Origin of the sequence: Flavobacterium lindanitolerans (genome assembly GCF_002846575.1) — a bacterium.
Classification (GTDB): Bacteria; Bacteroidota; Bacteroidia; order Flavobacteriales; family Flavobacteriaceae; genus Flavobacterium; species Flavobacterium lindanitolerans.
On record NZ_PJND01000007.1, the window covers coordinates 271,635 to 284,363 of the forward strand.

The window sequence follows — 12,729 nt, forward strand, 5'->3', positions numbered from 1 at the left end:
AAAACAAAGTCAACGGATGAAATACAAAAGAATACTCCTGAAATTGAGCGGAGAAGCCTTGATGGGCGACAGACAGTACGGCATCGATCCGAAAAGATTAGCGGAATATGCAGATGAAATCAAGGAAATTCATGACAAAGGCGTTGAAATTGCAATCGTAATTGGAGGAGGAAATATTTTTCGTGGCGTTGCCGGAGCCAGTAATGGAATGGACAGGGTGCAAGGCGATTATATGGGAATGTTAGCAACCGTAATTAACGGAATGGCACTTCAGGGAGCTCTTGAAGACAAAGGAATGTTGACACGCTTGCAGACAGCTTTAAAAATTGAGGCGATAGCAGAACCATATATCAAAAGAAGAGCAGTCCGCCACCTTGAAAAGGGAAGGATTGTAATTTTTGGAGCAGGAACCGGAAATCCTTATTTCACAACCGATACAGCCGCTGTACTACGAGGTGTTGAAGTTAATGCAGATGTTATCCTTAAAGGAACCCGGGTAGATGGTGTTTATACGGCTGACCCGGAAAAAAATCCGGATGCTATAAAATTTGACGCCATTTCATTTGACGATGTTTTGAAAAAAGGCCTCAATGTAATGGATACGACAGCATTCACACTAAGTCAGGAAAATGCCTTGCCGATTGTTGTTTTCGACATGAATAAAAAAGGAAATCTTTTGAAAATCTGCGAAGGAGAAAACGTAGGAACTGTAGTTAATGTATAATTAGAAAACAGACTCAGCATAATAGCCGGAAGGCTGAAATCTGAATCTGAAATCTGAAATTCTAGATAAAATGACTGAAGAAATTGATTTTATATTAGATAGTGCTGAAGAATCGATGTCAGGTTCTATTGCGCACCTTGAAAAAGAATTTTTAAATATCCGTGCCGGTAAAGCAAGTCCTGCCATGTTAGGTAGTGTATTTGTTGATTATTATGGTGCTGCGACACCTCTTAGTCAGGTATCAAACATCAACGTGCCGGACGCCAGGACTATTACAATCCAGCCTTACGAAAAAAGTATGTTGCAACCGATTGAAAAAGCTATCCAGATAGCGAATATCGGATTTAACCCGATGAACAATGGTGATGTAATCATTATCAGTGTACCGCCTTTGACAGAAGAGCGTCGTCGTGACTTGGTTAAACAGGCTAAATCAGAAGCGGAAGATGCAAAAATCGGAATCAGAAATGTCCGCAAAGATGCGAATACTGATATCAAGAAATTAGAAAAAGAAGGAACTTCTGAAGATATCTGCAAAAGTGCTGAAGAAGAAGTTCAAAACCTGACTAACTCTTTTATCAAAAAAATAGATGAACTTTTGGCTGCTAAGGAAGCTGAAATCATGAAAGTTTAATGCATTTATATCCTATTTGTATTACTAAATATTAAAATCCACTTAAATAGTGGATTTTTTTATTGAAGTCGATTACTTTTGCAGTGTGTAACAAAACTACCATCTATTCGTCTGTTACATAACTTTATGAAGCACCTGACCTTTTTATTTTTTCTTCTTTCGGTTTCGGTACAGGCACAATTTCAGGTTTCTGGAATCGTGCGGGATGAAAACACAAAAAAACCACTTCCTTTTGCAACAATAACCGGCACTAGTTTTTCCACAGTAACGGACGTAGACGGAAAGTTTCTGTTGCAAAACGAAAACCAGATAAATAGTTTTACGATATCTTATATTGGCTATGCTCCTAAAACAATAGCTGTTACGGGAAATAAAAAATATTATGACCTGCTGCTTGTACCAAAAGCAGAGCATTTGGATGAAATACAGCTCACTTCAAATGAAAATCCTGCGAATGGCATCATAAGCAAAGCCATTAAAAACAAAAAGAAGAACGACCCGCAACAAAAACTGTTGAGTTTTCAATTCAAATCTTATAACAAACTGATTGTTTCCGCAAATCCGGACTCTATTGACGGAAGCATTGATTCTGTGTTTGTGGAACGCTATACGGGAAGGGAATTTAAGAATGTCGATTCTACGAATTACAAATTCAAAAAAATTATTGACCGCCAGCATTTATTCCAGACAGAAAAAGTATCGCAGTTCCAATTCAATGGCAAAAAACTGAAAGAGACGATTCTGGGCACGAAAATGGCCGGATTCAGGAATCCTATCTATGAGATTATTGCTTTTAACCTACAGTCTTTTTCCGTTTATGACTCAAAATACGAGTTGTTTGAAACAAAATACAATAGTCCTATTGCTCCCGATGCTTTTAAAGATTACCGATTCAAAATATTAGATACGGTAAAGCTTGATAACCGGGACACGTATATGATCTACTTCAAGCCAAAGAAAAAAAGGAAATCTTCCGGGCTGGAAGGCATTGTTTATATCGACAAGGAGAATTATGCCATTGCAAAAGCCATCATGCGAATCCGCGGTGTTTTGGATATTTCTGCTACACATGAGTTTGAATATCTTAAAGGGATGGATATCTGGTTCCCTACTCAAAAAGAGTTCAAAATTGTCAAAGGAAAAAACGATGATGACATTCGGATACTGGGCGGTACAATCAAATTTGAGGGTGATTTAGACAATAATAATACACATCGAAAAAAAGACGCTTCGGATTTCACCTATCTGCTTTCAAAATCATATAATTTTGGCAAAGAGCTCAATACTCCCGTAAAAATAAGACATGATGCCATTGCTATTGAAATTAAGGATGATGCCGTTAAAAAAGACGAAGCCTTCTGGAATAGTTTCCGGAAAGACAGCCTGGATAGCCGCAGTGAAAGAACCTATTTTGCCTTAGATAGCATTGCCCAAAAAGAACGGCTTGAAAAAAAGTTACGCCTGGGAAGAAAAATACTCAACGGTTATGTGCCTATCGGACCGATAGATATGGATCTCCGATATCTCTTAAGTTATAATAACTATGAGGGTTTCCGAGTAGGTTTGGGAGGGATTACTAATGAGAAGTTTTCCAACAAATATCGCTTAGATGGCTATACGGCTTACGGAACCAAAGATGGCGATTTCAAATACAGCATTGGCGGTGCTGTTCGGGTAGGTATTTTTTCAAATTCATGGATTGGCGGAGGTTACACAGATGATGTGCGAGAGATTGCGAGTACTTCTTTTGCTATTGACAAAAGGGTTTTTAAAATTTATGATCCGCGACCTATCAACCTGAGTACCTTCTATAACCATAAGACATGGCGAGGGTATATCGAAACAAAAATCCTCCCTAAAACAGAAAGTATCTGGCAGCTTACCCACAGCCGGATTGAGCCAAAATTCAATTATATCTACATGGTTGACGGCAAATCCTATACAAATTACGATATGACAACGGCAATGGTTTCCTTGCAATGGAATCCTTTTAGCGATTATATGCAGACTCCTACCGGAAAACTAGAGATTGAAAAACGCTATCCGAAATTCACATTCCAGTTTACCCAATCCTTGCCAAAAGTTTTTGAAAACGATTTTGCCTTCTCAAAAATAGATGTAAGAGCAGAGTATGAAAAGCGCTACCTGAACGGACAAAGAACAGCCTTGTTAATGGAAGCAGGCTATGCATTAGGCGACGTTCCTATTTCACATCTTTACAACACTTCTCCTAACAGCCTTACCAAAGAAAAACTGATAGAAAGAATTACGATTGCCGGCAAGAACAGTTTCGAGACCATGTATTTTAATGAGTTTTTCTCCAGTAAATATGTGATGTTTCAATTAAAACACGGCTTTAAAAGAGTAACTGTTTTTAAAGGAATAAAACCTTCATTAGTTTTGGTTTCCAGAATGGCCTGGGGTGATATGGACAAACCGGAACAACACATCGGACTTAACTACAAAACACTTAGAGACGGGTATTTTGAATCGGGTATCGAACTGAACCAAATCTACAAAGCTTTTGGTTTATCCGGATTTTACAGATATGGACCTAACCAACTGGCCCGATTTGAAGATAACCTTTCTATCAAACTAACCGTAATATTGAATCTGGGACTTTAAAACCGTTTTAAAATATAAAACCTGCTATGTTATCCATAGCAGGTTTTTAGAATTAATAATAACGTAATCTTTATAAGTATAATTCAATACAAAAATAAAAATTTAAAACTTTTACGGCTTAATAATTAACACCGAAGGCGTATTATTTAACCAAACGCTTTCCGAGTCAACCAATTTTTTCCAGCTATCAAGACTGATAATCATCAGGTCTTGTTTCTCCAGAAATTCTTTTTTCATGGTTTTTTCACCTGACATGGCTATATGGTTTGGAGCAATTTGCTCTATAGCACGTATGCTTTCCTTAATTTCAGAGTTGTTTTTTATTTCTCCTGTAGGATCCAATACCGTTACCTGTGAGCCATTATTGTGAATCAGCTTCTGTGCGTATTCAATCAGGAATCGGTCTTCAGCAGAGAAAAGCGGCATGAACACCTGATCGATTTCGTCTAAATTTTTATCAACCAGAATACCAACCGGCATTTTGCTGTAGGCAATAATATGGCGTGTTCTCTCATCAAAAGGAGAGTTTTCAAACAATCCTTCTTTTCCTGTAAATTTATCGATAAGCCTGTCAGGATTTATGATTCTTGTAGTATAGCCTAAAACTCTTCCCAATAATGTCCCTTCAAAAATAGACTGCCCTAATCCTATCAACAGCAAATCAAATTCGCCCTGGTTGGCAATTTCGGTTATATCCGAATCAATATCTACTGATGCTTTAAAAAGTGTAATGATTTTTTGCTCCAGATTTTCGGCTTCATTAACAATAGGCTTGAACACTTCCTGTTCATAATGGCTGGCGTCAAATCCGTGCAGTTCGTTACTGGAAGACAAGTGCATTGCCGTAACGATGGCATTGCCATTTTGTTTTCTTACCAGACTGTTCGCTACTTTCAACAAGGAGATTCCCCTATCCGGAATCGCAAAAGAAAGCAATATCTTATACTTTATCTTGTTGCTTATTGTTTCCGGAATGATTGAGTTTTTGGTCTTGAAAATAAAATTAATCAAGTCTAATGCCGGGCCTGTCATAAAAGTCGTTACTAAAGCCATGATTACCATCATCGTAAAAATCATTGGTGAAAGTACGCCCAGTTCATAACCGATATTAAGGACGATTAACTCCATCAATCCACGGGTATTCATCAGCGCACCTATGTACAAACTGTCTCTCCAGTTTTGTCCCACAAATTTTGCAGCCAATGTACTTCCCAAAAATTTACCTGCTACTGCCACGGCAATAATTAATCCGGTTACCTTCCATAAATACGGATCATCCAAAAGACCGATTTCTGTTCTCAATCCGGTAAACACAAAAAATAGCGGAAGCAATACAATCAAGGCAACATCTTCTACTTTTTCAATAAAAATACTTCTGAATTTGGCACTTTCCGGCATAATTACACCCGCCATAAAAGCTCCAAACAGCGCATGAATTCCGATAACTTCTGTCACATAAGCCGAAATAATAAGTGTCAGAAAGAAAATAGCGACAACTGGTTTGCTCAATGTTTTTCTGGACGAATACAGGTCGCCTACTCTTTTCAGGAACGGCTTTACCACCATAATCATCAGGAATACATAAGCCACAGCAAGAGCAATAATATACAGGGAACTTACAAAAGAACCGGCTTTAACAATAGCTATAACTGCCGCCAGAATACACCATGCTGTAATATCATCTGCCGCTGCACAAGTGATTACGATGCTTCCCAATTTTGTCTTGTGAATGCCTCTTTCCTGAACGATTCTAGCCAAAACCGGAAAGGCTGTGATACTCATCGCTATACCGCAAAAAAGTGCAAACGACAAAAACTCAACACCTTCAGGGGCAAAAGATTCATACATAAAATAGGCAAGCCCGATTCCCAGTGTAAAAGGGAAAATAATACTGGCGTGACTGATTACTACTGCGTCGTGCGCTTTATTTCTCAGGACTTTCAAATCCAGTTCCATACCTATAACAAACATGAAAAAAATCAGTCCAATCTGGCTTAGGAACTGCAAATTTCCAAGCGATGCTACCGGAAAAATGGTTTCTTTAAATTCCGGAAAGTACAATCCCAACAATGATGGCCCGAGAACAATTCCTGCAATGATTTCACCAACTACCGATGGCTGACCAATTTTTCTGCAAATCCACCCAAAAAAACGGGCCACTAAAATAATGGTAAGTATCTGAGCCAACAAAATCGCCAATGGATGTTGCAAACTATGCTGCATCGAAAGGATAAACTCTTCCCATTGGGTTTTATCTGAAGTTTTTTCAATAATTGTCCTTCCATGCTCCAGGTGTTTTCCCTTATCGAGGAACCAATACATTATTGCAGAAAAAACAGCTATCAGAAGAACATAAAAAATAGAATTTTTGTGCTTTTGCATGAGGTAAGTAATTTGTTGTTGCAAATATCTGTATTGAAAATCTCTTACAAATTGATTTTGTAAAATACTTTGGGGCTATTGTAACAAGAAGGAAAAATTTTGTAATAAAACTCAAATATTGACTTTACACAAGAAATCGGAACGGTAAATATCGCTTAAAAAAAGTACCAGATTCTTTCCGTTTTTATCCATAATTGTAGCCGTAATTTCATCATGTGCAAAGAATTTAACCGTCTTCATGGCGATAATCTCCTTCTTATTGATTCGGCAAAAATCAGCTTTGGGTAAATGAGAAAGCAATTTGGCAAAAGTGATATTTTTGAGCAGGATTATATTTCCATCCTTCATTAAAACTTCCTTGTCGCGACTGTCCGTTTCTGATGGCTGTATGTATAAAATCTGGTCAAAAAACAGCAGCGCTTTTCCTTTATCCGTATTCAACTGAACAAACTTCTTGTTGGTTGCTTTCTTGTTGTTTTTTTCCAACGCCTTGACCACGGCTTTCTGTAACCGTTCTTTCTTTACCGGTTTGGTAATGTAATCGATAGCCTCTATATCAAAAGCATCGGCAGCATACTCTTTGTAGGCCGTCGTAAAGATGACCATTTTATCTTTCAACAGATTGGCAACGCTAAGACCGTCAATACCCGGCATTTCGATATCTGTTATGCAGAGGTCAAAATCCAGGTTGGCCATTTCGGCAAGCAATTTTTCAGGATTGTCAAAAGCTTTCACGACTTCCAGTTCCGGAATCTGTTCGCAAAGCATTTTGAGATAAGTCAATCCCGGCAATTCATCGTCCAGCAGCAAGCATTTGAGCTTTGTATTCAAGTAAGTCTATTTTTAGGTGAGCAATATAAACATCGTCCTCGATAAATTTATCGAGCTTGTAATTATTGTTATAAATTATTTTAAGTCGCTGGTCAAGCGTATTTGAACCCAATCCGCTATATTCTTTTTTCAAAGTCCGGTGGTCGGATATTTTATTGGAAACGGTAAGGTAAAAACAGCTGTCCCGAAATTCAAATACGATGGAGATAAAAGCATCAGGACTTTTCAAATCAGCGTGCTTGAATGCATTTTCAATCAAATCAATCGAAATCATGGGCGCTAAAATCGGCTGTTCATAAAGCAATTCCGCCTCTTTGATTTTCGTTTTTACTTTTAATTCAAAAAGCGGACTGACCTTAATTTTATTGATTTCAATCAGGTTTAACGCAAACTCTATTTCTTCTCTAGGAGAAACAAATTTTTTCTGGCTTTCATACAAGATATAATCCAGAACATTTGCCAACTTGTCAAGCGCATGATAGGTCTGATAGGCATGCGATTGTATCGAATTCAGTATGTTCTTAAAAAGATGCGGATTTAGTTTTGATTCCAGAGTTTCTAATTTCAGTCCATTGACTTTCACTTCAAGCGTATTATACTTTTCCTCAAATTCTCTTCTTTGGGCTTTTGCCTTTTTTAATTTGTAAATAAGAAAAAATACAAGAATCACGAGAATTATGATAAACACAATCCCGATGACATACAGCGTATCTGAGACCAAAATATTGGTTTTCATTTTTATTTTTTTGTAAAATTAGAGAAAAAAACGGAATACAGACTTGACAACACAACAGGCATCTCCTGACTGATTTTTTTATTATCTTTGCGTTCTGTTTTTCAGAGCGAAAAGCCTGTCTTTTGGCTCGCAGGAATAAATCAAAACTATTTTATAACATTAAAAATGAAACACACAAAAGTTAAGGAGCTATTGAATAGTGCTCAAACATTGCAGGAAGTTTATGTAAAAGGCTGGGTAAGAACATTCAGAAATAATCAATTTATTGCTTTGAATGATGGCTCGACTATAAATAATATCCAATGTGTGGTTGATTTTGAAAATACTCCGGCTGAAACGCTAAAACGTATCACTACCGGAGCGGCAGTGGCTTTAAAAGGTTCTTTGACAGAAAGCAAAGGTGCCGGCCAGAAATATGAAATTCAGGTAACAAGCCTGGAAATTTTGGGTGATTCCGATCCTGAAAAATTCCCGATGCAGCCTAAAAAGCATACGCTTGAATTTTTGCGTGCCAACGCTCACTTGCGCGTTAGAACCAATGCTTTTGGTGCTATTATGAGAGTGCGTTCGGTATTGTCTTTTGCCGTACATCAATATTTTCAGGAAAAAGGTTTCGTATATGTAAACACTCCGGTAATTACAGGAGCTGATGCAGAAGGTGCCGGTGAAATGTTCCAGGTGACATCGTTGCCTTTAGACAATCTGCCAAGAACAGAAGAAGGACATATCGACTATAAAAAAGATTTCTTTGGAAAGCACACCAACCTAACCGTTTCCGGACAGTTGGAAGGCGAAACTTTTGCAATGGCTTTAGGGCAGATTTATACATTTGGACCTACATTCAGAGCTGAAAACTCCAATACTTCCCGTCACCTGGCGGAATTTTGGATGATTGAGCCGGAAGTAGCATTCAATGATCTGGATGACAACATGGATTTGGCGGAAGATTTTATCCAGTATGTAATTAAATACACAATGGATAAATGTGCTGACGACCTGAAATTTTTAGAAGGCCGTTTATTAGAAGAAGAAAAATCAAAGCCTCAAGCGGAAAGAAGTGAAATGACTTTGCTTGAAAAATTGAACTTTGTTTTGGAAAACAATTTCAAGCGCGTTTCTTATACCGAAGCTATCGACATTTTAAAGAATTCAACTCCTAATAAAAAGAAAAAGTTCCAGTATATCATTGAGGAATGGGGCGCTGACTTACAATCTGAACACGAACGTTTCCTTGTTGAAAAGCATTTCAAATGTCCGGTAATCCTTTACGATTACCCGGCAAACATCAAAGCTTTTTACATGCGTTTGAACGAAGACGGAAAAACAGTTCGCGCTATGGATATCCTTTTCCCGGGTATTGGAGAAATCGTAGGTGGTTCTCAAAGAGAAGAGCGCTATGATGTTTTGGTTGAAAAAATGAAAACATTAGGGATAGACGAAGAAGAACTTTGGTGGTATTTAGATACCCGTCGTTTCGGAACGGCTGTTCATAGCGGTTTTGGTCTTGGATTTGAAAGACTGGTACTGTTTGTAACCGGAATGACAAATATCAGAGATGTAATTCCTTTTCCTAGGACTCCTGGAAATGCTGAGTTTTAAAACTTAAAATATTATATATTATATCCCGCTTTCGAAAGAAGCGGGATTTTTTTTGCCACTCCAGAACAATTAACAAATCTAGCACCATTAAACAACTTCATTTTAACTTATTGATTCACTATATTTTATATCTTAGTATTTAAGAATATCCCTACAGTATCTTAAATTAAACAATAACATATAAACAATTAAAATATGCAAGTAATCAACAATATCCAAGCATTAAGAGGAGTCATTGGAACTAACGATGGTGATGTTTGTTATGTAACAGACTATATTGGAAATAACGATGGTGGTGGAGGTCATTTTGTCTGGAGAATAGCCGGTTTTACAACCGCAACAGATAATGGCGGCACAATTATAGTTCCAGGTGGTGCTAATCCAACAAACGGAAGATGGGTACGAAATATTGAGGGAACCGCAATTAATGTCAGATGGTTTGGAATTCTTGGAAGAGAATCAGACGCAGATTATTCCGATCAATTAAATAACCTAATAAACACCTATAAACAAAAACCAGCTGAATGGATTGGTGGTGTTCGAATCATGTTTCCACGAGGCTATTATCGATTCAGAAACATAAAAATCCCCTCTGGTTTTACTTTGGTTGGCGAGCAAACTGCGAGACACAATTGGACTCCAAATGCTCCCTTAATAATACGCCCTGCAATGGGTTCTTCCGGCACAGAAGATTGTATTTTTGAATTCGAAAAAAACGCTACGGAAAATGCCAGCCTTGAAAATCTATATATAGATGGCGACTCTCAAAATCCGCAGGGTGCTGGACTAAAGGCAGCGGTAATTTTTAATGGAAAATTTTGTTCTTTAATAAATAATAATATTGTCAATTGTGCCAAACATGCCGTGTTTGGATCTCCCGGGGTTTCCAGAATTGAAAACAATAATCTTCATGGCCTAAAAGCAGCAACTGGTTATGGGAATGATTCCTCAACTGACAGAGGCTTTTTAGGCTCCTTACATTTACAAAGCTTTGTTGATGGGTGGATTATAAATAATGAAATTGGAGCTACAAGCACCTATCTTGACTTTAAAGATCCTAACAGAAAAGGTGTAGCTGTTTTTATCAAAGGTTTGGAGGCCTCAGTTGTAAGTGGCAATATTTTTGAAAATGGAGATCTTGCCGCATTTTTTATGGACGGCGGTTTTAATTATTTATCCGGAAACCGATACGAATTGAGCATGAGTACGGGACTAGAGTTATATAATATGTTTCAATGTAATTTTCATGGAGAGCGTTTTACGAACAACAGCTTGAAAACAGTTGGCCGATATGACGATCTAGTCGTAAATCAAAATTGTGCTAACAACACTTTTATTTCGCCTACTTTTACAAAAACATATAATCCTGGGTTGGCAGATTTGCATATTGATGGCAAGGTCAGGTACAATATAACCAACTATGGAAATAATTCCGGAGTATGGAAAAACATATTTATTTCACCTTACTTTACCAATATTGGAACCCTAGATCCTAATCCTTCCTATCCTAAAAATCCGGGACGAAAATATGCTTTAACTCCTTATTGCGTTAATCCTTCTGAAGTAGACCCATATATTATAGATTAAAAGCAGCATTTAAAAAGCTGAGTTTTTTAAAAATCAATACATTATCACAACCCTACCAAAAATGGCACAAGTTTATCTTAACGTGTGCCATTTTTAGTTGAAAATGTTTAAATTTGAACTATAAATACCAAATAACTCAATAGATGCTTAAGCAGTTTTTACAACTTAAATTGTCCCAGAAATTATCTCCACAGCAAATTCAGCTGATGAAGCTAATCCAATTGCCTACGCAAGCTTTTGAACAACGATTAAAAGAAGAAATGGTGGAAAATCCGGCATTGGAAGCCGGGAAGGAAGAGGATGAATACGAAAGAGACGAATTCGAAAACGATGATTATGACGAATATGATGAATTCGACAATGACAGAATTGATGCCGAAGACATCAACATTGATGAATATTTAAGCAATGACGAAACGCCTGATTATAAACTTCAGGCAAACAATTACAGCGATGACGATGAAGACCGCAGCATGCCTTTTGCAGCGCCTGTGAGTTTCCATCAGGACCTTATCAATCAGTTGAATACTTTTATACTGAATGACGAAGAACGCGAAATCGCAGAGTTTTTAGTGGGCAGTATTGACGATATGGGCTACATCCGCAGAAGCGTTCCCGATATTGTTGACGATATGGCATTTACTCAGGGAATTTACACCGATGAGAAAAATGTGGAACGAATACTCCATATCATTCATGAATTAGAACCTTCCGGAGTAGGCGCGCGCGACCTACAAGAGTGTCTTTTGTTACAGCTAAAACACAAAACGCCAACCGAATCTGTTGAATTGGCTATTGATATTTTGGAGAATCAATTCGAATCTTTTACCAAAAAACATTACGACAAATTACTTCAAAAATATGGTGTTTCACAAGACCAGTTGAAGAAAGCCATTGATGAGATTGAAAAGCTGAACCCAAAACCGGGCGGTGCTTTTACCGGAAACAATAAGATGATTGAACATATTGTTCCTGATTTCACTATCCGGATTGTTGATGGCGAACTGGAATTGACCTTAAACGGGCGAAATGCTCCCGAACTACACGTTTCCAAAGACTATCAGGAAATGATGCAGACTTATAAGGCCTCCCGTGACAAGTCAAGCCAGCAGAAAGAGGCCGTACAATTCATTAAGCAAAAACTGGATTCAGCCAAATGGTTTATCGATGCTATTCGTCAGCGTCAGGAAACCTTATTTGTGACGATGAATGCCATCATGCACTACCAGCAGGAATATTTCCTTGACGGTGATGAAACCAAGTTGAAACCGATGATTCTAAAAGATATTGCCGATATGATTGGTCTTGATATCTCTACAGTTTCCCGCGTGGCAAACAGCAAATATGTAGAAACTCCTTATGGCACAAAACTGATTAAGGAATTCTTTTCTGAAGCCATGAAAAATGACCAGGGTGAAGATGTTTCTACTTTGGAAATCAAGAAAATATTGCAGAATGTCATTGAGGAAGAAGACAAGCAGAAACCGTTGCCTGATGACCAATTAGCCGAAATATTAAAGGAAAAAGGCTATCCGATTGCCAGAAGGACAATTGCAAAATACCGAGAGCAATTAGATATTCCTGTCGCACGAATGAGGAAGAAAATATAGA

9 protein-coding genes are annotated in these 12,729 nt (G+C 37.8%); 6 read left to right on the forward strand and 3 right to left on the reverse strand.

Annotation, left to right across the window (positions count from 1 at the left end; all coding sequences use genetic code 11):
- Nucleotides 1-16: 16 nt before the first annotated feature.
- The 3 genes from pyrH to B0G92_RS01280 all read left to right on the forward strand — a co-directional run bounded on the left by pyrH (nucleotide 17) and on the right by B0G92_RS01280 (nucleotide 3,983).
- On the forward strand, nucleotides 17-724 hold the full coding sequence (gene pyrH, locus B0G92_RS01270) for a UMP kinase (protein WP_056071852.1): 708 nt from the start codon (nucleotides 17-19) through the stop codon (nucleotides 722-724).
- A 70-nt stretch (nucleotides 725-794) separates the two neighbouring features.
- Nucleotides 795-1,358, forward strand: coding sequence for a ribosome recycling factor (frr, locus tag B0G92_RS01275; protein ID WP_056071850.1), 564 nt, complete (start codon nucleotides 795-797; stop codon nucleotides 1,356-1,358).
- A gap of 126 nt (nucleotides 1,359-1,484) precedes the next feature.
- On the forward strand, nucleotides 1,485-3,983 hold the full coding sequence (locus tag B0G92_RS01280; RefSeq protein ID WP_101470818.1) for a DUF5686 and carboxypeptidase-like regulatory domain-containing protein: 2,499 nt from the start codon (nucleotides 1,485-1,487) through the stop codon (nucleotides 3,981-3,983).
- Nucleotides 3,984-4,094: 111 nt separating this feature from the next.
- Here the strand turns inward: B0G92_RS01280 and B0G92_RS01285 are convergent, their stop codons facing one another.
- The 3 genes from B0G92_RS01285 to B0G92_RS01295 all read right to left on the reverse strand — a co-directional run bounded on the left by B0G92_RS01285 (nucleotide 4,095) and on the right by B0G92_RS01295 (nucleotide 7,932).
- Entirely contained in the window at nucleotides 4,095-6,365 is a 2,271-nt protein-coding gene (locus tag B0G92_RS01285; protein ID WP_101470819.1) for a cation:proton antiporter, read from the reverse strand.
- Nucleotides 6,366-6,476: 111 nt separating this feature from the next.
- Complete coding sequence (locus tag B0G92_RS01290) at nucleotides 6,477-7,196, reverse strand: LytR/AlgR family response regulator transcription factor (protein WP_056071840.1); 720 nt, start codon at nucleotides 7,194-7,196, stop codon at nucleotides 6,477-6,479.
- Nucleotides 7,159-7,932, reverse strand: a complete 774-nt coding sequence (locus B0G92_RS01295) for a sensor histidine kinase (protein WP_056071837.1) — start codon at nucleotides 7,930-7,932, stop codon at nucleotides 7,159-7,161. The genes B0G92_RS01290 and B0G92_RS01295 overlap by 38 nt, the downstream gene beginning before the upstream one ends.
- 165 nt (nucleotides 7,933-8,097) lie before the next feature.
- On the opposite strand from B0G92_RS01295, the gene asnS reads away from it, so the two are divergent.
- The 3 genes from asnS to rpoN all read left to right on the forward strand — a co-directional run bounded on the left by asnS (nucleotide 8,098) and on the right by rpoN (nucleotide 12,728).
- Entirely contained in the window at nucleotides 8,098-9,531 is a 1,434-nt protein-coding gene (gene asnS / locus B0G92_RS01300) for an asparagine--tRNA ligase (RefSeq protein WP_056072512.1), read from the forward strand.
- Between the two features lie 195 nt (nucleotides 9,532-9,726).
- Nucleotides 9,727-11,118 carry a hypothetical protein gene (locus tag B0G92_RS01305; RefSeq protein ID WP_101470820.1) on the forward strand — a complete coding sequence of 464 codons (1,392 nt, stop codon included), beginning with the start codon at nucleotides 9,727-9,729 and terminating at the stop codon, nucleotides 11,116-11,118.
- A 143-nt stretch (nucleotides 11,119-11,261) separates the two neighbouring features.
- Entirely contained in the window at nucleotides 11,262-12,728 is a 1,467-nt protein-coding gene (gene rpoN, locus B0G92_RS01310) for an RNA polymerase factor sigma-54 (protein ID WP_056071818.1), read from the forward strand.
- Nucleotide 12,729 lies beyond the last annotated feature (1 nt).